This is a genomic window from Microbacterium sp. F1-18 (genome assembly GCF_052921305.1).
On the sequence record NZ_JBREVD010000001.1, the window covers coordinates 862,697 to 887,166 of the forward strand.

Below are 24,470 nucleotides of genomic sequence, written 5' to 3' on the forward strand. Positions count from 1 at the left end.
TCGTGGTGAATGGATGCCGGGGGCGGATGCGGGGGCTACCAGCGCGTCGTACCGGTTCGGCCCCAGCCGATGATCTCGGCGGAGATGTCGCGCCCGTCGGCGCCGATCCAGCAGTCGAGCTGGATCGAGCCGTCGGCCGGGACGTCGTACGACGACGGGTAGGTGTTGAACTTCCGGTTGCCGTCGTAGCAGTCGATGCGGTAGTTGCCCGCGGGGAAGTCCTGCGTGTTCACCTTCAGGTGGAAGCAGCCGTTGACGCAGCCGCCGACCGGAGAACCCTTCTCGACCGACGCGCGGGGCTGCGGCGGCGGGGGCGGGTTCGGCGTCGTCACGCTCGCCGAGGCCTCACGTGCCTCGCTGCCAGCGGCGCTCACGCGCACCCGAATCGACTGCGTGCTGCTGTAGCCCACATCGCCGCGCGGGCTGGATCCGCTCGCGTCGACGCGCTGCCACCCGCCGCCGTTGATGCTGATCTCGGTGGTGATGTCGCGACCGTTCCGGGCCGGCGACGACCACGACAGCGTGACGCGGTTTCCGTCGCGCGTGGCGCTGGCGGACGGGTTGCCGATCTGGCCGTAGGGCGCGACCTGGTTCGACGCCGCCGACGGCTCGCCCTCGTAGCGCGATCCGTCGGCCGTGGCGACGGCACGCACGCGCACCGTGTAGGTGCCGTTGTTGTTCACCTGGCCGTTGCCGATCGTGCCCGACCCGCCGTTGCCGCCGCCGATCCAGTCGCTGCGCCAGCCGCCGTTGTTCACGGAGTACTGGTAGCTGACCTCGCCGGGGTTCGCGCCGTTGAGCGGCCCGGCCGTCCACGAGACGGTGACGCGGTTGTCGCCTTCGCTCGCGCTGATGCCGGTCGGGGCGCCGGGAGGCGTGAAGGCGCGGCGGGGTGCGGATGCCGCACTCCACTCACCCCAGCCCGCCTTGTTCTGAGCGCGGACGACGAAGGTGTAGTCGGTCGTCGACGTGTCGACCGTCACCGCCTGGCTCGTCTGGCCGGCGGGCACGCTGATGGTGTCGACCGTCGCCCCGCCGCGGCGGACCTGCAGCTGGTAGCCGGCGATCGCGTCGCCGTTGTTAGCGGGCTGGTTCCAGCTCACCTGCATCTGCGAGCGGTTGCCCACCGGGTTGAGGCGCTGGGTCGACGGCGCACCGGGGGCGTCCGGCTTGCCGGCGGGCACCATCGCCTGAGACCAGACGCTCCAGCTCGACGGCTCGGGCGCGCGGTTGTGGGCACGCACGCGCACCTGGTACTGCACACCGTTCTGCAGGCCGTCCCACGTGATGGGGCTGCCGGTCACGCCGGTCTTCTCGGCCACACCGGAGGGCGGTGCCGGCGAGATCTGCAGGCTGTAGCTCTCGACGGGCGAGCCCTCCGTGCGCGGAGCCGTCCAGGTGACGTCGACGCTGCGGTCGCCGAACGCGAGCGTCGGCGGGTTGGGGGTGTCGGGCCGCTGGTCGGGACGCGCGGTCTCGGACGGCAGCGACGGGTCGGACTCGCCGACGCGGTTGGTCGCGGTGACCACGAAGTTGTACTCGACGTTGTTCGTCAGCCCGTCGAGCGTGCAGGTCGTCGAGCGGCACTCGCGGCTGTAAGAACCCGACGTCGAGCGCACCGTGTAGCCGGTGATCGACGCGCCGTTGTCGACAGGCGGCGACCACGACATCACGACGGTGCGGCTCTCGACGCTGGTGACCGTCGGCTTGCCGGGCGCGTCGGGACGCCCCTGCACCGTGATGCGGATCTGACCCTCGACCTCGCGATCGGGGTCGCCCGTCGCATCCTGGATCCGGTAGCGGACGACGAGCGTTCCCACGAAGTCCGCACGGCTGGTGACCTCCACGCGATCGCCGGCGACGGTGGCGGAGGCGCCCGATGTCTCGGTGAACGCTCCGACGACCTTCAGCGGCGTCTCCGGGAACGGATTCACATCGTTGTCGAGCACGGAGACCGGAATCGTCGCACCCTGGTCGGCCTGCTCGATGACGTCGGCGTTCGCCGTCGCGAGGGGCCGCGTCGAAGCGGTGACCGTGACCGTGATCGTCGCCGTCACCGGGTCGGACTCGCCGTCGGTGACGCTCACCTGGACCGGCAGCGACGTCCCCTTGGCGACGTCGGTGCTCGCCTGCACCGACAGCACCGAGCCGTCGACGCGCGCCGTGAGCCCGTCGGGCGCTCCGCCGACGATGGCGAACCGGAGGTTTCCGGCGTCGTCCGGGTCGGGGTCGGTCGCGAGGGCGGCGAGGTCGAGGGTTCGCGCGTCCTCGCCCTGCGCGACATCCATCTGCGCACCGATCATGCTCGGCGGCCGGTTGTCGGGTGGCGTGACGGTGATGGGGATCATCAGGGTCGCCTTGCGCCCCTCGGGGTCGTCGGGACCGGAGCCGTCGGTGACCTCGAAGGTGAGTGCGTCCTGACCGAAGTAGTCGGCGGCGGAGGTGTAGACGAGCGTCCGCTCGTCCTTGACGAGGGATGCCCCGTCGGAGTGCGCCGCAGTGACCTTCTCGGCCTCGGTGACGACGACGTCGCGTCCGCCCGAGGCACGCACATACTCCGACAGCGGCAGTTCGACGGTCTCGCCGCTCTGCACGACCAGCGCCTCGGTCGAGATCAGGCTCGGCGGCAGCTCGGCGAGAGAGGGCACGTGGATGAAGGCGGCCGCGGTGAGCTCGTCCTCGTCGGTGATGAAGTAGGTGATGAGCTGTCGCTCGTCGGTCAGCTGCACCGAGACCGTGCCGTTGGGCCGCACGGTCGCGTTCTCGCCGCCGGCACCGAGCGTGACGCGCAGCGCGCTGCGCGTGCCGTCGGGATCATCGTCGTTGTCGAGCACCGCGACCTCGGCCACGCCGTTCTCGTCGACGTCCTCGGCGCGCACGCGATCGTCACGGGCGATGGGGCGCTGCAGCGGCACGTCGGGGTCGACGGTGATCTGCACGGGAGCCGTGGCCTTCAGCCCGCGCGCGTCCTCGATCGTGTACTGGATGCTGGTGTTCATCGGCACGTCGGGGGCGGTGATGATGACCTGCTCGCCCGACACCTCGGCCGCGAGCCCGTCGACGTCCGGCACCTCGAGTGCGTCGGCGGCGAAGCCGAACAGATCGCCGTCGGGGTCGGAGTCGTTCAGGAGCACCGAGACCGCCACCTGTCGTCCCGGCCGCATGATGACCGCGTCCTTCACCGCGTATGGCGCCTGGTTGGTCGTCTCCGGCGGCGCGACGCCGACCTGGATACGCGCGGTGCCCTCCTTGCCGAGGCGGTCGCGCACCCGGTAGGTGAACGAGTCCGAGCCGACGCTGGTGTCGAAGGCCTCGTAGACGAAGGTGTTCGACCCGGTCTCGACGATACGGCCCTTGCTCGGCGAGCTCGCGATGCCGATCAGCTCGACGGAGTCGCCGTCCTCGTCGATGCCGTCGAGGGGCACGGGGATCGTCACCTTCGAACCGCTCAGGGTGCGCGCGGTGAGGTCGCGCGGGCGCGGCGCCGCGTTGGCGTCGTCCTGCCGGGGCAGGATCTGGATCGTCACATAGGCGCCGGCGCGCTGACCCGAGCTGTCGACCGCCTCGTAGGTGGCGTTGACGGTCTTGGGCTCGTCGCCGGCGCGGAACCGGAGCTTGTCCTCCGAGACGAACACCTGGCCGTCGACCTCGTCGATGAGCGGCGGCACGAGCTCGGGTGAGACGTGCAGCGTGTCGCCGTTGGGGTGCGTGTCGTTCGCGAGCACGTCGATCGTCACGACGTCGCCCACGCGCACGACCGCCGTGTCGTTGTTCGCGACCGGGGGCCGCAGCTTGTCGGGCGCGGGGATCGGGATCACGACGATCTCGCCGGGGGCCGATTGATCGCCGTTGGAGATGGTGTACGACACCCGGGTCTGTTCGCTGAGCGAGCCCTGGTCGGTGATGCGGACGGTCTCGTGGCCGAGCACGGCCGCGGTGACGCCGCCGTCCGGGTCGGCCGTCACCGACTGGACGACGAGGATGCCGCCGGCGGGGTCGGTGTCGTTGCCCAGGACGTTCACCAGCACATCGCCGCCGGCCGGCAGCAACGCGACATCGCGCACCGCGACGGGCGGGAGGTTGGTGTCGGCGGCCGGCAGGACGTCGACACGAACGAGGCCGGGCACGCTGTTCGGGCCCGCCGACACGAGGTAGTCGACGTAGTAGGTGTTCACGACGTCGGAGGTGAACGTGAAGGTCTGCTCGGCGAAGTCGGGCTGGATCGTCGCGCCCTCCACCTCGTCGACGCGCGTCAGACGCAACGGCTCGCGCCCCGCGCTCGTGTCGTTGGTGAGAGGAGAGACGGTGACGGACTGCCCCACCCGGGTCACGACGTGGTCGGCGTTGGTCACGGGCACCGTCGTGCCGGGAGGGCGGACGTCGATGCGGAGGACACCGGCGCCGTCGTCGGTTCCGTCCGACACGATGATGGGGACGTCCTTGCGGCCCTGCACGGCGCCGATCGCGCGATACGTGATCTGGCCGTCGGAGGTGAAGTCGGCCTCGTCGCCGCCGTCGGGCTGGACCGACTTCAGGAAGATGTCGTCGCCGTCCGGGTCGATCCACTCGCTGAGGACGTTGTACGACGTCGTGCCGCCGGCCTCGACGGTCACCGGGGTGACGCGCTGCTGGACCGGCGGGGAGTTCTCGTCGTCGCCTCGCACCGACAGCCGGACGGTGGCCGACGCTTCGCCGCCCCGGCCGTCGTCGGCCTTGTAGGTGAACGACGTCGACCCCGACGCGTCGTCGGGCACCGCGATCTGGAGGGCGCCGCCGTTCTGGATCGGCGAGATCTGGCCGAACGCAGGATCGCTCGTCGCTTCGGCGACGAGCACGTCACCGTCGGCGTCGGTGTCGTTGAAGAGGACGGGGAGCACGGTCGTGCGACCCGGACGAACACCGAACGAGTCGTCCACGGCGATCGGCGGCGTGTTCTCCTCCGTGCGCTCGGGCAGGGCGGTCTCGACCGTCTCTTCGGTCGTCTCCTGCTCCTCGTCACCCGTGCCCTCGGGCGGGGTGATGTCGGTCCAGTTGTCGACGCGCTGCATGTTCTCGCTCGCGAGCCACGCCGCACCGCCGAACACGTCGTTGAGCACGACGACGTCGCGGTTCACGCGGAACTCGAGCTTGGCCGCCGGATCGATGCCCTCGATCTTCTGCACGATGTCGTCGGCGTCGTCGGCGCAGTCGCGGACGAAGACACCCGAACCCGACCACGCCCCATAGGCGCAGCCGCCCACGTAAACGGGCTCGGCAGGTGTGCCCTCGGCGCCGGCCTCGATCGTGGTCGTCCGACCCCCCGGCTGCACCCGCAGCAAGGCGCTGCCGGTACTCACCGTGAGGGTCTCGGCCGAGTTCGACGGGCGCTGCAGGAGCGCGTCGGCGGGAAGGTTCGTCTGCGAGCCGTCTCCTCCGTACAGAAGATTGGTGTCGCGGTCGAGCACGAACGGCGTCTGCCCGAGCGATGTGATCGCGAGCTCGTGGTCCTCGGCAATGCCCTCGAGGCGTCGTTCCGCCGTCTGGGCGACGGTGCCGTCGCCGATCGGTGCGTAGGCGTAGAGCGACGCACCCGCCGCGGACGCGGCGTAGATCGTGCCGTCGGTGCCGACCGTCGCGGTCGCGTTCTCGCCGAGTTCGGCGATCGGCTCGTTGCCCTCGAAGCTGAAGCCGTTCACGCCGGCGAATTGGACGGTGCGCAGGTCGCCGGCAGCGTCGAGCACGGAGACGGTGTCGGAACCGAGGGCGATCTGCGCGCCGGGCTGCACCTCGGCCGTGCCCGACAGCACCACCTTCGCCGGATCGACCGCCGACATCGCCGAGCCGTCGGAGTCGACCACGACCACGCGAGGACCCGACTGGAGGACGTCGTACTCAGCGGACGTCGTACGCAGGCTTCCGTCGAGCACACGCGACTCGTTGTTGTAGTGCCCCACGAGCAGGCTCGACTGCTTCGTCACCCAGACGCCGCCGTCGTGGAGGTCGACCTCGGTCGTGGGTTCGCCCTCGTACGCGACGGCGAGCGTGCCGATGGTGAGCGCTGCGACGGTCACGATGCCGGCGGAGATGAGCGTTCGCGGGCGTGCCCGCAGCCACGAGGTCGACTTCATTGGGCTCGGCTCCCCCCGGGGCGACGATCATCGGCCCGGCTTCCGGGCTCGCGCTGGTTGAACTGCGGAACCACCCTATGTCAAGAGGGGTGCCGGATTCGGCGGTTGACATGGGGAGTTCTCCCCATGTCAACCCTGGCGGACGTGTGCATCACCGCTCCGGCGCCGCGCTCGTCGCGACGTAGCGCCGCAGATGCTGCGCGGTGAGTGTGTCGGCGGCCGCCACGAGGTCGGCCGGCGACCCCTCGAACACGACCTGCCCGCCGTCACGCCCGGCACCGGGACCGATGTCGATGATGTGATCGGCGTGCGCCATGACCGCCTGATGGTGCTCGATGACGATGACGGAGTTGCCGGCGTCGACGAGCCGGTCGAGCAGGGCGAGGAGGTTGTCGACGTCGGCGAGATGCAGGCCCGTCGTCGGCTCGTCGAGGATGTACACCGAACCCGACGTGGCCATCGAGATCGCGAGCTTCAGCCGCTGTCGTTCCCCGCCGGAGAGTGTGCTGAGCGCCTGGCCGAGCGTGATGTAACCGAGGCCGACATCGATCAGACGCGAGAGGATGCCGCCCGCCACACGTGCGGGCAGCGCCTCGGCCGCCTCGGCTGCGCTCAGCGCGAGCACGTCTGCGATGGTTCGCCCGTCGAGGGTGTACTGGAGGACCTCGGGACTGAACCCCGACCCCTGGCACACGTCGCACTCGGTCTCGACGGATGCGGTGATGCCGAGCTTCGTGACGATGACCCCCAGCCCCTTGCACGCCGGGCACGCCCCCTGCGAGTTGGCACTGAAGAGAGCCGGCTTGACCCCGTTGGCCTTCGCGAACGCCGACCGGATCGGATCGAGCAGGCCCGTGTACGTCGCCGGGCTGCTGCGACGATTGCCTCGGATGGGCGACTGATCGACGACGACGACTCCCTCCCGCCCCGCGAGGCTGCCGTGGATGAGCGACGACTTCCCCGAGCCGGCGACCCCGGTGACGACCGTGAGGGTGCCGAGCGGGACGTCGACGTCGACCGACTTGAGATTGTTGGCGGTCGCTCCACGGATCTCGATGACGCCGGTCGACGCCCGCACCGTCGGCTTGAGCTGAGCCCGGTGGTCGAGGTGCCGCCCCGTCAGGGTGCCGGATGCCCGCAACTCGGCGACGGATCCGGTGAACTGGATCCGCCCGCCATGGCGTCCCGCCCCGGGACCGAGGTCGATGACGTGATCGGCGACCTCGATGACTTCGGGTTTGTGCTCGACGACGAGCACCGTGTTGCCCTTGTCTCGGAGCCCCCGCAGCAGCTCGTTCATGCGCTGGACGTCGTGCGGATGAAGACCCGCGGTCGGTTCGTCGAAGACGTAGGTGACATCCGTCAGGCTCGACCCGAGATGCCGGATCATCTTCGTCCGCTGAGCTTCGCCGCCCGACAGCGTTCCCGATGAGCGGTCGAGCGAGAGATAGCCGAGGCCGATGTCGATGAAGGACTGCACGGTGGCTCGCAGGCCGGCCAGCAACGGCTCGACGGCGGGGGCGTCGATCGCCCCGAGCCAGTCGGCCAGATCGGTGATCTGCATCGCCGCGGCGTCCGCGATGCTCGCGCCGGCGATCTTCGCCGAGCGCGCGCCCGCGTTGAGTCTCGTTCCGCCGCATGCCGAGCACGGCATGAACTTCACCGCACGCTCGACGAAAGCCCGGACGTGGGGCTGCAACGCGTCGCGATCCTTCTGCAGCATCGATTTCGTGATCCGGGGCACGAGCCCCTCGTAGGTCATGTTGATGCTCTGGATCTTGATCTTCGTGGGCTCTTTGTAGAGGAAATCCGCAAGCTCGGCATCCGAGTATTCGGCGATCGGCTTGTCGGGATCGAGCAGACCCGACTCGCTGTACCCGCGCACCATCCAGCCGTCGGCGTTGTAGCCCGGAACCTGGATGGCCCCCTCGTTGAGAGACTTCGACCGATCGACGAGTTCATCGATGTCCACGTCGCTCACTTCGCCGAGACCTTCGCAGTCGGGGCACATGCCACCCGTCACCTGGAACGACCGTCGCTGCTCGCGGCCCGCATCGCCGCCCACGGCGATGGTGATCTCGCCGGCGCCGGACACCGAGGGCACGTTGAACGAGAACGCCTGCGGCGACCCCACGAACGGTTCGCCGATGCGGCTGAACAGCACGCGCAGCATCGCGTGGACATCGGTCGCCGTGCCCACGGTCGAGCGCGCGTTCGCGCCCATCCGCTCCTGGTCGACGATGATCGCGGGACTGATGTTCTCGAGCGAGTCGACGTCGGGCCGCCCGATCTGCGCCATGAACTGCTGCACGAAGGTGGGATAGGTCTCGTTGATGAGACGCCGCGACTCGGCGGCGATCGTGCCGAACACGAGCGAGGACTTGCCCGAGCCGCTCACCCCGGTGAACACCGTGAGACGTCGCTTCGGGACGTCGACGTCGACATCGTCGAGGTTGTTCTCGCGCGCGCCTCGGACGCGGATGACCTCGTGCGAATCGGCGACGATCTCAGCGGATGCGGCGGCCATCGGACATCCTCTCGGTGCGGACCTCCCCATTGTGGGGCTTCGCGACGTCGAGGGCGAGGGTTCGGTGGCATCCCTCGACGTGGTCGTCGACCATGCCGGTCGATTGCATGAGCGCGTACATCGTCGTCGGACCGACGAATCGGAAGCCACGGCGGCGCAGTGCCTTGCTCATCGCCTCGGACTCCGTCGTCACCGGCGGCACGTCGGCCAGTGTCGCGGGGCGAGGCCGGCCCGCCTCAGGAGCGAACGACCACATGAGCTCGTCGAACTCGCCGTCGGCGACGTCGAGCAGCAGCCGCGCGTTCGAGATGGTGGCCTCGATCTTCGCCCGGTTGCGGATGATGCCGGCATCCGCCATGAGAGCCGCGATCTCCGTCGCACCGAATGCCGCCACACGCACCGGCTCGAAGCCGGCGAAGACCTCGCGGAAGCGCGGGCGCTTGCGCAGGATCGTGATCCAGCTGAGCCCCGCTTGGAACCCTTCGAGGCTCAGCTTCTCGAACAGCGCACGGTCGCCGTGAAGCGGGCGACCCCACTCTTCGTCGTGGTAGCGGCGGTACTCGGCGTCGTCACCCACCCAGCCGCAGCGGTCCAGGCCGTCGGGTCCGGTGATGAGGTCGAGCGCCATTCCGCCAGGCTAGCGAGGGCGTCCGACACGGAAGGACCCGATGGCCGGGCCGCGCCTCAGGAGCCCCGCTTTCCCGACTTCGCGAGCGTCTTCTCCGAGACGGGCGCGTTGCCCGACGCGGCGAGGTCGGCGAAGTACTCGTGCGCCTCGCGCTGCCGCTCCGCCTCCGCGCCGGACGCGATGGGAGCGCGGACGTGCTCGGGTGCGAAACCGAAGGCATCGACAAGATCTTGGGCGTGCGGGCGCAGGCGCGCGCAGAGCCGGTCGATGTAGCTCGTGACGGCGGCTGCCCGCTGAGTCGAGAGGCGACCGTTGATCAGGTACCAGGCGAGGTGCCGCTCGATGAGGGTCAGACCGAAGAGGTCGCGCAGCCACACGAGCACCTGGCGGGTGCCCTCGTCGCCGACGCGCTCGACACCCTGCGCGAACGCCTCCCACTGCAGCAGCTCACCGTGGGCGCGTGCGGCCTCGATCAGTTCCGACTGGTGCTGGTTGAAGACGGCGGCGGCATCCTGCTGCGACATCTTCGACGCGGGACGGAGAGCGGCGGCGATGTCGGCGATCATCTGCTCGACGCGGCCCGTCAGCAGTTCGTGCTGCTGCTCGGCCCGGAGCCCGAGCTCGACCGACCGCGCCATCTGCCCGAAGTCGGCTACCGACTGACCGAGGCGGCGAAGACCGGCACCGTGGAACACGCGCTCGGCCGTCGAGACGGCGGCGAACTTCGCGAGGGACCTGGCGTCGGCGCCCTTGAACTGCTTGGCGTAGTCGCTGAGGAGCCTCTTGCCGACCAGCTGCAGGAGCACGTTGTTGTCGCCCTCGAAAGTGGCGAAGACATCGAGGTCGTGGTGCAGGTCGACCATGCGGTTCTCGGCGAGGAAGCCCTGACCCCCGCATGCCTCGCGGCACTCCTGGATCGTGTCGAGCGCGTTCCACGTCGACAGCGGCTTGAGGGCGGCGGCGAGAGTCTCGAGGTTCTCGCGCCCCTCCGGGGTGTCGGTGCGGCCCGAGAACACGCCGTCGAACGCCTGCAGCAGCTCGTCGTGCGAGAAGAACTGCGCGTAGGTCTGCGCGATCCGCGGCAGCAGACGGCGCTGGTGCCGACCGTAGTCGAGCAGGGTGACCTCTTCGGTGCCGGCGCCGGAGTCGAACTGGCGGCGCTGGTTGGCGTAGGTCACGGCAATGTACTCCGCGAGCGCTGAAGCCGTCGTGGCGGAGCCGTCGAGCGACACGCGCCCCTGCACGAGTGCGCCGAGCATCGTGAAGAACCGGCGGCCCGGGCTGGCGATGTCGGAGCTGTAGGTGCCGTCGGGCGCGACGTCGCCGTAGCGGTTGAGCAGATTCGTGCGCGGGATGCGGACGTGATCGAAGTGGAGACGACCGTTGTCGATGCCGTTGAGCCCGCCCTTGACCCCGTCGTCCTCTCCGCCGACGCCGGGCAGGAAGTTGCCCTCGTCATCGCGGAGCGGCACGAAGAAGCAGTGGACGCCGTAGTTCACGCCGCCCGTGATGAGCTGAGCGAAGAGGGTGGCCGCCTTGCCGTGCACCGCCGCGTTGCCCAGGTAGTCCTTCCACGCACCGCGGAACGGCGTATGGATGACGAACTCCTCGGTCTCGGGGTCGTACGTGGCGGTCGTGCCGATGGCAGCGACATCCGATCCGTGCCCGGTCTCGGTCATCGCGAACGCACCCGGCAGGCGCATCTCCATCGCGTCGCGCAGCCACGCGTCGTGGTGGGGCTTCGTGCCGAGCTGGTGGATGGCCGAGCCGAAGAGGCCCCACTGCACGCCGGACTTGATCTGCAGGCTGGGGTCGGCGAGCACGAGCTCCTGGAAGCCGGCCAGGTTCGCGCCGTTGTCGCCGTCGCCGCCGTACTCCTTCGGATAGCCGCGCCCCGAGGCGCCGCGCTCGACGAGCAGGTGGAGCTGCTTGAGTACGCGTTCGCGGTGCTCAGCCATCGGCTCGCCCGGGATCTGCCAGAACACGGGGTCCTTGATCATCTCGCGCGCCTCGCGACGCGTCGCCGCCCAGGTTCCGAGCAGCATGTCGGTGACCGCGTCGATGTCGATGCGCGCCTCGTGCGCCTCCTCCGCGGTATGGGGCGCGGTCGGAGCTCCCCCGGCGGGGGTGCGGTTCTCGGTTGCGGGCTTGTGGGGACGAACAGCGGCGTCGGTCATCGCGTGCCTTTCGACGTCGGAAGGATCGGAGTCGATAATCACGGTAGAACTTCCACAACACCTCGCCAAGCGGGTTGGACGATGGGTACAACGGGATGCCGGTACGTCGGCGACCCGCATTGTGCGACCGCGACATCCGGTCGGTCAGTGCGACGCGACGACGGCCAGCACGGCGTCGCCGTAGGCCTCGCGTTTCTTGGCGCCGATGCCCGTGATTCCCTCGAGGTCGGCCGAGGTGCGGGGCCGACGATCGGCGAGGGCGCGCAAGGTCGCGTCGCCGAAGACGATGTAGGCGGGCACCCCCTGCTCGCGCGCCTGCTCGGCACGCCACGCGCGCAGCGCCTCGAAGAGGTCGCGGTCGCCCTCGGCCACCTGCTCGGCCGCAGCAGCCTTGCGCACCCGCGAGCCGCCGCTGTTCTGCCCTCGTCCGAGCACGTCGCGTCGCAGCGGAACGCCGGTCTCGCCCTTGAGCACGGGGGCTCCGGCATCGCCGACCGCGAGCACACCGTACTCGCCGCGGGCGACGAGGATGCCGCGAGCGAGGAGCTGCCGGATGACGCTGCGCCAGTCCTGGTCGGACAGATCGGAGCCGAGGCCGTACGTCGCCAGCTCGTCGTGGCGCTGCTGACGGATGCGCTCCGTCGACGCGCCGCGCAGGATGTCGACGAGATGGCCGGCGCCGAACGACTGATTGCGTTCGCGCTGAAGCCGGATGATCGTCGACAGCAGCTTCTGGGCGGGGATCAGACCATCCCAGGTGTCGGGCGGCGTGAGGCACGTGTCGCAGTTGCCGCAGGGCTCGGAGTCCTGGCCGAAGTAGCCGAGCAGATTCTGTCGGCGGCACGCGACTGTTTCACACAGGGCGAGCATCGCGTCGAGGTGTTGCCCCATGCGCATCTTGAAGGTGCGGTCGCCGGGGCTCTGGTCGATGAGGCGCCGCTGCTGCACGACGTCCCCCAGGCCATAGGCCATCCAGGCGATCGACGCTTCGCCGTCGCGCCCGGCTCGGCCCGTCTCCTGGTAGTACCCCTCGACGGACTTCGGGAGGTCGATGTGGGCCACGAACCGGACGTCGGGCTTGTCGATGCCCATCCCGAACGCGATCGTCGCGACCATGACGACGCCGTCTTCGCGGAGGAACCGCGACTGGTGGGCAGCACGCATCTCGGCCGGCAGCCCCGCGTGGTACGGCAACGCGTCGAGCCCCTGTGCGGCGAGATAGTCGGCCGTCTGCTCGACCGACTTGCGGCTGAGCGCGTAGACGATGCCGGCCGAGCCCTCGGGCATCGAGCGGATGAACGTGACGAGCTGTCGCCGCGGATCGACCTTGGGTTCGATGCGGTACTGGATGTTGGGCCGGTCGAAGCTCGCGACGAAGTGACGCGCCTGCGGCAGCCGAAGCCGCTCGGTCAGCTCCTGGTGCGTTGCGCGGGTGGCAGTCGCGGTGAGGGCCATACGCGGCACCCCGGGGAACCGCTCGTCGAGGTCGCCGAGGGAAAGGTAGTCGGGCCGGAAGTCGTGGCCCCACTGCGAGACGCAGTGCGCCTCGTCGATCGCGATGACGCTCAGGGCTCCGCGCTGCAGCAGCTGCGTCGTCTGCGGCACGCTCAAGCGCTCGGGCGCCACGTAGAGCAGGTCGAGCTCGCCCGCGAGGTAGGCCTGCTCGACGCCCGCGCGTTCGCCCGGAGACTGCGTGGAGTTCAGATAGGCGGCGCGCACGCCGTTGGCGATCAGAGCGTCGACCTGATCGTGCATGAGCGCGATGAGCGGACTGACGACGAGGCCGGTGCCCGGGCGCACGAGCGCGGGCACCTGGTAGGTGATCGACTTGCCTCCGCCTGTGGGCATGAGGACGACGGCATCCCCGCCACCGATGACATGCGAGACGATGTCGCCTTGGTCGCCGCGGAAGTCGTCGTAGCCGAAGACCTCTTTGAGCACCGCGCGCGGGTCGGTCCCGACGAAGTCGCGACGGGCGAGGGAGAGGACGGCGGCGGGAGCTGCGGTCGCGCCCGGGTGTGCGGTGCGGGCCGGAGCTGCGGTGCGGGCCGGGGCTGCGGCCCGGCGGGCTGGGGCGCTCGACTCAGGGGCTGCAGCGCGGTCGCGAGTGGCGCGGGCGACAGCGGCGCCGTACCCGTCGAACTCGGGCGGCGGCGGTGCGTCGAAGTCTTCGGGTGGCGCGAACTCGTCGGGGTTCCAGTCGAGGTCGGCGTAGGGATCGACATCCCGGGGCTGCTGCTCTCGACTCACTCGATTCACGATAGCCGCGGCATCCGACATCCTGCTGGGCGCGTCCCCAGACGCAGGGGCGTCGCACGCCCCCGTCAGCACCACCGTTCGGCGAGGGTCGTGACGACGCCGAGGTTGCGGTTGGTCGCGACACCGAGGAGCTTCGCCGCGCCCAACGGGTCGACGGTGCCGTCGCGGTACCCGGGTTCGAGGAGCGCATGGACCGCGCGACCCCGCACGAGCATGCGCCCGGAGGGAGCGGCGAGGGCTTCGACCCGGTCGACGGTGTCGGCATCGAGCTCGTCCTTGAGCAGGTAGACGTAGTGACGGGCCAGGCCCGGGTTCGCGTCGCTCACCGCGAGCGCCTCAGCGGCGAGCGCGGCGAACTCATCGGCCCGGAACGTGATCGTCGGAACGTCGAACCCCCGGTCGACCGCGTACGCCCGCTCGAGGGTCCGCTCGATCTTCGCCCGGGAGCGCATGCGCGTCTCGAATCGGATGTTGCCGGTGTTGATGTGCGTGGCGACGTCATCGAAGCCGACGCCCTCGGTCACGCGGCGGATGTCGTCCTTCGGGAACACCCGCGTCGCGCCGAGGTTGATCGCCCGCAGGAACCCGAGATGTGTGGCCACAGCCTCATCATGCCCCGGGCCCGCGACATCCGCGGCTGCGCAGCCCGCACCGGGGCAGTCAGCCTGTCGGCGGTCGCGCGACCCAGCGGCCCCGCCCCGACGCGTCCCGTGCACAGGTTGGCTCACCCGAAGTCGCGCCCGCGACACCGCAAACCGGCGCGCAGCCTGTCGCCGGCACCGTTGCCCGGTGTACTCCTCCCCGCCGTCCGGCCTGGCCACCCGCCCCGGGCCGGTCGCCGCACCCGACCGGCTCCACCCTCGGCCGGCACCGCCCTCCCGGCTCGCCGGCTCGGCGCCCGGCCGGCCCCGCCCTACCGACCCGCCGGCTCCACGCACTACCGGCCCGCCCTACCGACCCGCCGGCTGGGCGCGTCCCGCCAACAGGCTCAGCCGCGGTATCCGGGCCCCAACCGGGCCAAGCTCCACGCTCAGCCTGTCGACGGCACGGCGCGCCCGCCGAACCGGAGGCGAGACCGAGCGGGGGCAGACGGCCGCGGACCACGCCCGCCCGTCTTCGCGGACCGCCGACCACGTCCCGCCAACAGGCTCAGCAGCTGTACTCGGGCCGCAACCGGGCCCAGCTCCGCGCTCAGCCTGACGACGGCACACGCCCGCGCGGCAAGACACAGCAGAGCGCGGCAAGACACAGCAGAGCGCGGCAAGACACAGCCGGCAACCGGCAGCCCCGGCAGGGCACCGCCGTCCCCGCCGGAGTCAGAGGCGGACGACCTCGGTGACCCGGACCACCGCCGTGCCGGCCTCGACGGATTGCTCGAGGTCGACCTCGGCGCGGATGCGCCAGTCGTGGTCGCCGGCGGGGTCGTCGATGATCTGCTCGACCCGCCAGAGACCGTCGCGAGCGGCGGACTCGTCGATGACGCACAGCGACGGCGAGCGCGCCGCCCCGCCGGTGAGGACCTCGTCGTGGTCGTCGTAATAGCGGTCGAGCACCTCGGGCCAGTCGACGTCGGGGTCGAGGGCTTCGAGGGCTTCGTCGTCCTGCAGGGCCGCCAGCTGAACGCGGCGGAACAGTTCGTTGCGCACGAGCACCGTGAACGCGCGCCGGTTCGTCAGCACGGAGGGCGGCGCGGGCGGTACCACCGGGGCGTCGGGGTCGCCGGTCGGGTTCGCGAGCGACTCCCACTCGTCGACGAGGCTCGAGTCGACCTGGCGCACGAGCTCGCCGAGCCATTCGATGAGGTCCATCAGGTCGTCGGTGCGCGCCTCGGCCGGCACGGTCTGGCGGATCGCGCGGTAGGCGTCGCTGAGGTACCGCAGCACCAACCCCTCACTGCGCCCGAGTTGATAGAACGAGACGAACTCGCCGAACGACATGGCCCTCTCGAACATGTCACGCACGACCGACTTCGGCGACAGCTCGAAGTCGCGGACCCACGGCTGGCTCGATGCGAAGGTCTCGAACGCCTGAGAGAGCAGGTCGGCGAGGGGCTTGGGCCAGGTGATCTCCTCGAGCAGCGCCATCCGCTCGTCGTACTCGATGCCGTCCCGCTTCATCGCGCCGACCGCCTCGCCGCGAGCCTTGTACTCCTGCTGCGACAGGATGGCGCGCGGGTCGTCGAGCGTCGCCTCGATGACGCTCACCACATCGAGCGCGTAGTGCCCGGTACCTGTCTCGGCATCATCGGGCGACAGCAGCTCGATCGCGGCGAGCGCGAACGGCGACAGCGGCTGGTTGAGGGCGAAGTTCGGCTGCAGATCGACGGTGAGCCTGATCGTCGAGTCGCCAGAGAATGCGGATGCCGCACCCGCCACATCCGCACTCTTTGGCGAGTCGACGGCAGGCGCCGGCGCGGGCGCGGGGCGCGTCACCTCGACGATGCCGGCGGCGACCAGGGTGCGGAAGATCGCGAGGGCGCGGCGGGCGAGGGCATACTGGCGGGCGCGGGGCTCGTGGTTGTCGAAGACGAGCGAGCGGACGTTGCCGAACACGTCGCCGCCGCGACCGATGACGTTGAGCAGCATCGCGGCGGTCAACTGCATCTGCGGCGTCAGGGGCTCGGGCTGCGCATCGACGAGACGCTCGAACGACCCTTCGCCCCAGTTGACGACCCCGGTCGGCGCCTTCTTGCGCACGATCTTCTTCCGCTTGGCGGGGTCGTCGCCGGCCTTGGCGAGGGCGACGGCGTTCTCGATCTCCCACTCCGGCGCCATGACCACGACGTTGCCGTGCGGGTCGAATCCGGCGCGGCCCGCACGGCCCGCGACCTGGTGGAACTCACGGGCGGTGAGCTGCCGCATCCGGGTCCCGTCGTACTTCGACAGCGCGGTGATGACGACCGTGCGGATCGGGACGTTGATGCCCACCCCGAGCGTGTCGGTGCCGCAGATGACCTTGAGCAGCCCGCGCTGGGCGAGCGTCTCGACGAGGCGCCGGTAGCGCGGCAGCATGCCGGCGTGGTGCACCCCGATGCCGGCGCGCACGAGTCGCGAGAGGGTCTTGCCGAAGCCGGTCGTGAAGCGGAATCCGCCGATCGCCTCGGCGATGGCATCCCGCTGCTCGCGGGTCGTGATCTTCACGCTCGACAGGGCCTGCGCCCGCTCGAGCGCGGCGGCCTGCGAGAAATGCACGATGTAGACCGGGGTTTCGCGCTCCTCGAGCAACCGCTCGAGGACGTCGTGGACCGGACGCCGCTCGTACGAGAAGTGCAGCGGCACGGGACGCTCGACCCCGGTGACCAGAGCCGTCCGCCGGCCCGTGCGGCGCGAGAGGTCGTCGGCGAGGTCGGTGACGTCGCCGAGCGTGGCCGACATCAGCAGGAACTGCGCGCGCGGCAGCGTCAGCAGCGGCACCTGCCAGGCCCAGCCGCGGTCGGGGTCGCCGTAGAAGTGGAACTCGTCCATGACGACCTGGTCGACGTCGGCGTCGGGTCCCTCGCGCAGCGCCAGGTTCGCGAGGATCTCGGCCGTGCAGCAGATGATCGGCGCCTCGGGGTTGACCGACGAGTCGCCCGTCACCATGCCGACTCTCTCGGCGCCGAAGATCTCGACGAGCGCGAAGAACTTCTCGCTCACGAGCGCCTTGATCGGGGCGGTGTAGTACGTGCGCCCACCGCGGGCGACGGATGTCGCGTGCGCCGCGACCGCGACGAGCGACTTGCCCGTGCCGGTCGGCGTGGCCAGCACCACGTTCGCTCCCGAGACGAGCTCGATGACCGCTTCGTCCTGCGCCGGGTAGAGGCTGAGGCCTCGCCCTTCCGCCCAGGTCGTGAAGGCGTCGTAGATCGCGTCGTCGGAGGGGTCCGGGCCGATGAGGTCGAGCAGCGGCGCGGAGGTCATCCCTCGAGTCTGCCCTACGCCTGCGGAACGGCGGCCTCGTCGAGCTGCCGCACCGACGCGCGGACACGCAGCGGCATGGGCAGCAGCGCCGGGGCCACCGGCGCCTCGCCCCCACCGGTGTCACCCTTCGATGCCTCGACCCGGTCGATGAGCAGCTCGACGGCCTTTTTGCCCATCGCCCGGTGCGGCAGGGCGAAGGTCGTGAGTCCTGGCCGCAGCCACTGGGCGAACGAGACGTCATCGAACGACACGACCGACACGTCGTCGGGCACCGCGAGTCCCCGCTCACCGAGCGCCTGGTACGCACCCATCGCCAGACGGTCGTTGAAGCAGATCAGTGCCTGCGGCACGACTCCCCCGTCGAGCAGCTGCGACGTCAGGCGGAACCCCTCGGGCGGCAGCCACTGGACCACAGGGCTTCCCGATGCCGGCTCGAGTCCGGCATCCCGCAGGGCATCGAGGATGCCGTGCAGCCGCTGCTGCGCACCGAGCGAGAACGGCGGCACGTCGTCTTCCGTGGGGCCGGCGCCGATGAGGTGGATGTCGCGGTGGCCGCGCTCGAGCAGGTGCCCGACGGCCTGGCGCCCGGCGGCGTACTCGTCGGGAAGCACCCGGGGAACATCCGTCGCCCCGTCGACCTCGAGGTTCAGCAGCACGGCGGGGCTGCGGGTCGCCTCGGGTGGCAGCGCCCGGCGGTGCGTGATCATCGAGGCCAGGACGAGGCCGTCGACCTGCCGGTCGAACATGGCGTTGAGCAGCTGCCGTTCGAGCTGGACGTCGCCGCCGGTCTCGCCGACGAAGACGAGGAAGCCCCGGGCCCGGGCGGCGTCGATGGCGCCCTTGATCATCTCGCCGGCCAGTCGCGACGAGGCGACCGAGTCGGAGATGAACGCGAGGGTGCGCGTGCTGCCCGTGCGCAATCCGACCGAGACGGCGTTGGGACGATAGCCGAGCCGCTCGGCGGCGGCGCGCACCCGGTCCTGCAGGGCCTGCGACAGGCGCACCTCGCTGCCGCGACCGGCGAGGACGAGGGATGCGGTCGAGGCCGCTACCCCGGCCTCCGCGGCGACCTGTGCCAGCGTCACGCGTTTGCGGTTCATCTCTCCCCCTCTCGCTCCGGTGCAGCTTCAGTATGCCGCGATTGCGGAGAAGCGCCATCGGCTAGTACGTTTTAGCCCAGGTGCTATTTCGTGTTAGCAGCACCTGCCCCTCCACCACCCACAGAAGGTAGACGATGATGTCGACACGAATGCGACGACGTGTTCTCACCACCGCGGCGACCGGCTTCGCCGTCGCGGTCACCCTTTCGGCCTGCGCTCCGCCCAGCGCCGCGCCCGCCGGCGAAGGCGCGGCATCCGGCGGTCCGATCCAGACGACGTGCGGAACGGATGACGTCACCCTCGACGCCTACGTCGAGACGGGCTTCCCGGTCTTCAGCGACCTCGCCACCGAGTTCGAGAAGCAGTTCCCGAACGTCACGGTGAACCTGCGCGAAGACCAGTTCGCCGTGATCACCCAGAACGCACCCCGCGTGCTGGTCGACTCGCCGCCCGACATCATGCGCCTCCCCACGATCGTCGATCTGGTCGACAGCGACCTCCTCTACGACCTCGATCCCTACGCCGAGGCCTACGGCTGGGACCAGTGGCCGTCGTCGCAGCTCGAGCAGCTGCGGGTCGACGAGAACGGACAGCGCGGCGACGGCCCGCTCTACGGCATGGGCATCAACTACTCCGTCACCGGGGTGTTCTACAACAAGACCCTGGCCGCGCAGGCGGGCATGACCGAGCCGCCCGCGACCCTCGCCGAGCTCGACGGATACCTGCAGGCCGCGAAGGATGCCGGCCTCACGCCCGTCGCGCAGTTCAACGGCGGTGCAACCGGAGGCCTCGCCTTCCCGCTGCAGGCGCTCATGGCCTCGTACGGCGAGCCCAGCAAGATCAACGACTGGATCTTCCTCAAGGACGACGCCACGATCGACACCCCTGAGAACCTCGAGGCGGCGGAGCACCTGAAGGGCTGGATCGATGCCGGCTTCTTCGCCCCCGACATCAACTCGATGGACTACTCGCAGATGATGAGCCGCTTCATCGGCGGCGAGAGCGTCTTCATCTTCAACGGCGACTGGGAGTCGGGCAACCTCGACGCGCAGATGCCCGACAACGTCGGCTTCTTCCTCATGCCCCCGGTCGAGACCGGCGGCCAGGTCGGCGCGATGTCGGCGCCGACGACGTACGGCGTCTCGGCCTACGCGGACGAGCCCGACTGCGCGGCGTTCTTCTTCAACTGGGTCGCCACCGACGAGACGGCGCGCACCATCGCCGTCGAATCCGGCGGTTCGCACCCCATGGGCCCGGCCGACGCCTTCATGCCCGAGATCGCGGAGGGCAGCGTGACGGCCGAGACCCTCGCCGCGGGCGCCGAGCTCTCGGCCAACAACGGCTCGATGGACTTCATCGCCAACGCGACCGGGTCGATCTACGCCAAGACGCTGACCCCGAACCTGCAGGAGCTGTTCGCCGGCAAGCAGACCGCCGACGGCCTGCTGAGCAAGGTGCAGTCCGACTACCTCAGCCAGAAGAAGGAGTAGGCCGCTCCGATGACCGTCACCGGACAGCTCGGCGACCGCCGGGCATCCCGGGACTCATCGGCCTCTCGGCCGCGCAGGCGCCGCGTCTCCCCGCGGCGCCTGCGCGAGAGGTCGATCGGTCTCGCCCTGATCGCCCCCGCGCTCATCGCGTATGCGATGTTCGTGCTCATCCCGCTCAGCTCGACCGTCCAGTACTCGTTCTACGACTGGGACGGCATCACCACCGCCACGTGGGCGGGCTTCGACAACTACATCCGGATCTTCACCGACTCGACGCTGCTGGTCCCGATCCTCAACGCTCTGAAGCTCATCCTGTACTTCTCGATCGTGCCGGTGATCCTCGGGCTGATCTCGGCGGCCCTGATCCGTAAGCTCGGCGGCAGCCGTCTGGCCGGTGTCTCGCGCACCGTGCTGTTCCTCCCGCAGGTGATTCCCCTGGTCGCGGCGGGCATCATGTGGACGTGGCTGCTCGCCGCCGACGGTCTGGTCAACCAGGCGCTGCGCCTGGTGGGCCTCGGCGGCGTCACCCGCGCCTGGCTCGGCGACTTCGACACCGCCCTTCCCGCCGTGGGCGTCATCGGGGCCTGGGTCTCCCTCGGCCTGTGCATGCTGCTCATGCTCTCGGGCATGACCAAGATCGATCCGGCCCTGTACGAGGCCGTCCGCATCGACGGCGCGGGACCGATCCGCGAGTTCTTCACGGTGACACTGCCCGCGGTGCGCCAGGAGCTCGGCGTCGCGATCCTCATCACCGTGATCAACGCGCTCCGCAGCTTCGACATCATCTACATCTCCACGCAGGGCGGGCCCGGCGGCTCGACCACGGTGCCCGGTCTCGAGATCTACTACCTCGCGTTCTTCCAGCGCGAGGTCGGCCAGGCCTCCGCGCTCGCCGTCGTGCTGACGGTGCTCGTCCTGGTGATCGTCCTGCCCCTGAACCGCATCACGCGCGGAAACGAGAAAGACGCATGAGAACCTCCGCCGTCGAGGCCTGGACGGGCCGCATCGTCCTGATCGTGGTGATGGCGTTCACGATCATCCCGTTCATCACGCTCTTCGTCACCGCGCTCCACGAGCCCGGCACGTACCCGAAGGGCCTGTCGTGGCCCGAAACCCCGCACTGGGACAACTTCGCCCTCGCGTTCCAGTCGGCCGACATGCTCAAGATGCTCGGCTCGAGCGCTCTCATCGAGCTCGGCGTCGTGCCGATCTCGCTCGTCATCGCGACGCTCGCCGGCTTCGCGCTGGGCCACCTGCGCGTGCCGTTCGCCCGTGCGATCTTCGTGCTGTTCGTCCTCGGCCTGACGCTGCCCTTCGAGGGCATCATCGTGCCGATCTACTACCAGATGAAGGGCTACGGCCTCCTCAACACCCAGCTGGCGATCGTCCTGCCGCTGATCGGTCTGTTCATGCCGTTCGCGGTGATGTGGATGCGGGCGCACTTCGTCAACATGCCGCACGAGCTGACCGAGGCCGCGCGCATCGACGGCGCGACGACGTGGCAGTTGTTCTGGCGCATCCACGTGCCGCTGTCGGGCCCCGCGATCTCATCGCTCGCGATCCTGCTGTTCCTGTGGACCTGGAACCAGTTCCTGCTGGCCATCGTCCTCGTCGACGACCCCACCAAACGGACGATGGCCGGCGCGCTCGGCGCGTTCCAGGGGCAGTGGGGCACCGACATCCCGTTGCTGTGCGCCGGATCGATCCTGATCCTGCTGCCGACGCTCCTGGTGTTCCTGATCTTCCAGCGTCAGTTCGTGGCGGCACTGCTGCAGGGGGCGGTGAAGGGATGACGGATGTCGCACGGCCTCCCTTCGACGACGCCGTCGCCCGCGCTCTCGTCGAGTTCGACGACCTCGTGGTCGTATCGATGAGCAGCGACGAGATCCCGCGCGTGCGCGATTCCGGAGTCGCGGCACCGTTGGTCGAGCTCACCGCCCACGGCGCGTTCGAGCGCGAGGAGCTGCTCGTGCCCGGATGGAATGACGACGACCCGGCGGTCGGCGTCGTGGTCTACACGCCCGTCGTCGTCCGGCGACCGGTCCCCGTCATCCTGCACCTGCACGGAGGCGGGCTGATCGCGGGCACCGCCGACTCGGACATGCCGGCCACGGCGGCGCTCGCCGAGCGCACCGGGTGCGCCGTCGTCTCGGTGGAGTACCGGCTCGCGCCCGAGCACCCGTATCCCGCGGCTCTCGAAGACGCCGCGGCGGCCCTGCGCTGGCTGGCCGGGCCCGAGGCGCCCCACGCGCTGGACGGCGACCGCATCATCGTCGCGGGGGTCAGCGCCGGGGGCGGTCTCGCCGCGGCAACGGCATTGTTCGCTCGCGATCGCGGAGGCCCGCGCATAGCGGGGCTCGTGCTGCTCTGCCCGATGCTCGACCATCGCTCCGACTCGGAGTCGGCGCGGCAGATGGCCGGCCACGGCTCGTGGGATCGCGACGCGAACGCGACCGCCTGGGCCGCGTACCTCTCCGGCGTCGAGGGCGAGGTGCCGCCGTACGCGTCGCCCGCCGTGGCCGGCTCGCTCGCGGGGCTGCCCCCGACCTTCATCGACGTCGGCTCCGCCGAGACGTTCCGCGACGAATGCGTCGCCTTCGCCCGCCGGATGTGGGCCGACGGCGGCGACGCCGAACTGCACGTCTGGCCCGGCGGGGCGCATGCCTTCGACTTCCTCGCGCCGTGGACCGTACTCGCCCGCGATGCGCGACGCGCCCGCGAAGAGTGGCTGCGCCGCCTCCTCCACCGCATCTGACCCCGCTCGGAAGAACCCCACGAACCATGAACCCCGATTCCCCCCAGCTCATCACCTACGTCGACCGCCTCGGCGGCACCGTCACCGCCATCCGCGAGCTGCTCGCCACACGCCTGTCGGGCGTCTTCGGCGGCGTCCATCTGCTGCCCTACTTCACCCCGTTCGACGGCGCGGATGCCGGCTTCGACCCGGTCGACCACGCCTCGATCGACCCGCGGCTGGGAACGTGGGACGACGTCCGCCTGCTGAGCGAGACCCACACGGTCATGAGCGACCTCATCGTCAACCATGTCTCCGCCGACTCCGCTGCCTTCGCCGACGTCCGCCGCCGCGGCGACGCCTCGCCCTTCGCACCGATGTTCCTCACGCTCGACTCCGTGTTCCCCGACGGCGTCACCGAGGCCGACCTCACCCGCATCTATCGCCCGCGTCCGGGCCTCCCCTTCACCGCCATGGTCCTCGGCGACCGGCTGCGGCTGGTGTGGACCACGTTCACGTCCGAGCAGATCGACATCGACCTGCGCACCGACGCAGCATGGGATTACCTGACCGCGGTCATCGACGCCCTCGTCGCGGGCGGCACGACGATGCTCCGGCTCGACGCCGTCGGGTACACGGGCAAGGAAGCCGGCACCAGCTGCTTCATGACGGAGGCGACCGAGCGCTACACGCAGCGCATCCTCGAGCTCGCGCATGATCGGGGCGCCCAGGTGCTGCTCGAGATCCACGGGCATCACACCCAGCAGATCGCGATCGCTCAGACCGTCGACTACGTCTACGACTTCGCGCTCCCGCCCCTCGTGCTGCACGCACTGCACGCGCTCGACACGCGGCCCCTCGCGCGCTGGCTCGAGATCCGCCCCGCCAACTCCATCACGGTCCTCGACACCCACGACGGCATCGGGATCATCGACGTCGGCGTGAGCGACCTCGCGCCCGGCGAACCGGGACTGCTCGAACCCGAGCAGATCGACGCCCTCGTCGAGGCGATCCACGACGCCAGCGGCGGCACCAGCCGCCAGGCGACCGGGGCCGCGGCATCCAACCTCGACCTCTACCAGGTCAACTGCACGTTCTACGACGCGCTCGGCCGCGACGACCGGCGATACGCGCTGGCCCGGCTGCTGCAGATCATGACGCCGGGCATCCCGCAGGTCTACTACGTCGGACTGCTCGCCGGCGAGAACGACATGGAGCTGCTGAGGTCCACCGGCGTCGGCCGCGACGTCAACCGGCACCACTACACGCCCGACGAGATCGACGCCGCGCTGGCGCGACCGGTCGTCGGGCTCCAGCTCGACGCGCTCCGGCTGCGCGCCACCCACCCCGCCTTCACCGGCACGTTCTCGCACGATCTGCGGGGCGCTCGCGGTGAGCTGCGGTGGGATGCCGCCGGTGCGTCGGTCACGCTCGGCTTCGACCTCGACGACGCCTCGTTCCAGCTGACGGCGACCGACGGCTCGGCGACGAGCACCTGGTCGCACACGCGTCTCGCCGGGGACTGAGCCGAGGCGGGTGGGGCAGTGCG

Annotated in this window: 13 protein-coding genes; 5 read left to right on the forward strand and 8 right to left on the reverse strand. The window is 70.1% G+C overall.

Going from position 1 to position 24,470, the window contains the following annotated elements; all coding sequences use genetic code 11:
- Positions 1-35: 35 nt before the first annotated feature.
- The 8 genes from ACU6RU_RS04020 to ACU6RU_RS04055 all read right to left on the reverse strand — a co-directional run bounded on the left by ACU6RU_RS04020 (position 36) and on the right by ACU6RU_RS04055 (position 18,697).
- Positions 36-6,107 carry an Ig-like domain-containing protein gene (locus ACU6RU_RS04020; RefSeq protein WP_446725947.1) on the reverse strand — a complete coding sequence of 2,024 codons (6,072 nt, stop codon included), beginning with the start codon at positions 6,105-6,107 and terminating at the stop codon, positions 36-38.
- Between the two features lie 151 nt (positions 6,108-6,258).
- Positions 6,259-8,634, reverse strand: a complete 2,376-nt coding sequence (locus ACU6RU_RS04025) for an ATP-binding cassette domain-containing protein (RefSeq protein ID WP_446725948.1) — start codon at positions 8,632-8,634, stop codon at positions 6,259-6,261.
- Positions 8,615-9,262, reverse strand: a complete 648-nt coding sequence (locus tag ACU6RU_RS04030; protein WP_289330684.1) for a DNA-3-methyladenine glycosylase I — start codon at positions 9,260-9,262, stop codon at positions 8,615-8,617. Before ACU6RU_RS04030 ends, ACU6RU_RS04025 begins: the two co-directional genes overlap by 20 nt.
- 56 nt (positions 9,263-9,318) lie before the next feature.
- A complete protein-coding gene (locus tag ACU6RU_RS04035; protein WP_289330683.1) occupies positions 9,319-11,439 on the reverse strand; it encodes an acyl-CoA dehydrogenase family protein in 2,121 nt (706 codons plus the stop codon).
- 144 nt (positions 11,440-11,583) lie between these two features.
- Entirely contained in the window at positions 11,584-13,719 is a 2,136-nt protein-coding gene (recQ, locus tag ACU6RU_RS04040) for a DNA helicase RecQ (protein WP_446725949.1), read from the reverse strand.
- 44 nt (positions 13,720-13,763) lie between these two features.
- Positions 13,764-14,300, reverse strand: a complete 537-nt coding sequence (locus tag ACU6RU_RS04045; protein WP_446725950.1) for a DUF1697 domain-containing protein — start codon at positions 14,298-14,300, stop codon at positions 13,764-13,766.
- 714 nt (positions 14,301-15,014) lie between these two features.
- Positions 15,015-17,597, reverse strand: coding sequence for a DEAD/DEAH box helicase (locus tag ACU6RU_RS04050; RefSeq protein WP_446725951.1), 2,583 nt, complete (start codon positions 17,595-17,597; stop codon positions 15,015-15,017).
- A gap of 14 nt (positions 17,598-17,611) precedes the next feature.
- On the reverse strand, positions 17,612-18,697 hold the full coding sequence (locus tag ACU6RU_RS04055) for a LacI family DNA-binding transcriptional regulator (protein ID WP_446725952.1): 1,086 nt from the start codon (positions 18,695-18,697) through the stop codon (positions 17,612-17,614).
- 134 nt (positions 18,698-18,831) lie between these two features.
- Here ACU6RU_RS04055 and ACU6RU_RS04060 point away from each other — a divergent pair, with 134 nt between their 5' ends.
- From ACU6RU_RS04060 to gtfA, 5 genes are read left to right on the forward strand one after another with little or no spacing between them, the layout of a single operon-like run.
- A complete protein-coding gene (locus ACU6RU_RS04060) occupies positions 18,832-20,187 on the forward strand; it encodes an ABC transporter substrate-binding protein (RefSeq protein WP_120263741.1) in 1,356 nt (451 codons plus the stop codon).
- A gap of 9 nt (positions 20,188-20,196) precedes the next feature.
- The gene (locus ACU6RU_RS04065) at positions 20,197-21,159 is read left to right on the forward strand and encodes a carbohydrate ABC transporter permease (protein ID WP_446725953.1); all 963 of its coding nucleotides are present in this window, start codon (positions 20,197-20,199) and stop codon (positions 21,157-21,159) included.
- Positions 21,156-21,980 (forward strand): carbohydrate ABC transporter permease, encoded by an 825-nt coding sequence (locus ACU6RU_RS04070; protein WP_064955134.1) that lies wholly within the window; start codon positions 21,156-21,158, stop codon positions 21,978-21,980. Before ACU6RU_RS04065 ends, ACU6RU_RS04070 begins: the two co-directional genes overlap by 4 nt.
- Positions 21,977-22,942, forward strand: coding sequence for an alpha/beta hydrolase fold domain-containing protein (locus tag ACU6RU_RS04075; RefSeq protein WP_446725954.1), 966 nt, complete (start codon positions 21,977-21,979; stop codon positions 22,940-22,942). Before ACU6RU_RS04070 ends, ACU6RU_RS04075 begins: the two co-directional genes overlap by 4 nt.
- 26 nt (positions 22,943-22,968) lie before the next feature.
- Entirely contained in the window at positions 22,969-24,447 is a 1,479-nt protein-coding gene (gtfA, locus tag ACU6RU_RS04080; RefSeq protein ID WP_446725955.1) for a sucrose phosphorylase, read from the forward strand.
- Positions 24,448-24,470 lie beyond the last annotated feature (23 nt).

What these genes read in the sequence shown, in the direction of transcription:
- ACU6RU_RS04020 (WP_446725947.1), bottom strand. Translation starts at nt 6,107, where the DNA reads ATGAAGTCGACCTCGTGGCTGCGGGCACGCCCGCGAACGCTCATCTCC.
- ACU6RU_RS04025 (WP_446725948.1), bottom strand. Translation starts at nt 8,634, where the DNA reads ATGGCCGCCGCATCCGCTGAGATCGTCGCCGATTCGCACGAGGTCATC.
- ACU6RU_RS04030 (WP_289330684.1), bottom strand. Translation starts at nt 9,262, where the DNA reads ATGGCGCTCGACCTCATCACCGGACCCGACGGCCTGGACCGCTGCGGC.
- ACU6RU_RS04035 (WP_289330683.1), bottom strand. Translation starts at nt 11,439, where the DNA reads ATGACCGACGCCGCTGTTCGTCCCCACAAGCCCGCAACCGAGAACCGC.
- recQ (WP_446725949.1), bottom strand. Translation starts at nt 13,719, where the DNA reads ATGTCGGATGCCGCGGCTATCGTGAATCGAGTGAGTCGAGAGCAGCAG.
- ACU6RU_RS04050 (WP_446725951.1), bottom strand. Translation starts at nt 17,597, where the DNA reads ATGACCTCCGCGCCGCTGCTCGACCTCATCGGCCCGGACCCCTCCGAC.
- ACU6RU_RS04055 (WP_446725952.1), bottom strand. Translation starts at nt 18,697, where the DNA reads ATGAACCGCAAACGCGTGACGCTGGCACAGGTCGCCGCGGAGGCCGGG.
- ACU6RU_RS04060 (WP_120263741.1), top strand. Translation starts at nt 18,832, where the DNA reads ATGATGTCGACACGAATGCGACGACGTGTTCTCACCACCGCGGCGACC.
- ACU6RU_RS04065 (WP_446725953.1), top strand. Translation starts at nt 20,197, where the DNA reads ATGACCGTCACCGGACAGCTCGGCGACCGCCGGGCATCCCGGGACTCA.
- ACU6RU_RS04070 (WP_064955134.1), top strand. Translation starts at nt 21,156, where the DNA reads ATGAGAACCTCCGCCGTCGAGGCCTGGACGGGCCGCATCGTCCTGATC.
- ACU6RU_RS04075 (WP_446725954.1), top strand. Translation starts at nt 21,977, where the DNA reads ATGACGGATGTCGCACGGCCTCCCTTCGACGACGCCGTCGCCCGCGCT.
- gtfA (WP_446725955.1), top strand. Translation starts at nt 22,969, where the DNA reads ATGAACCCCGATTCCCCCCAGCTCATCACCTACGTCGACCGCCTCGGC.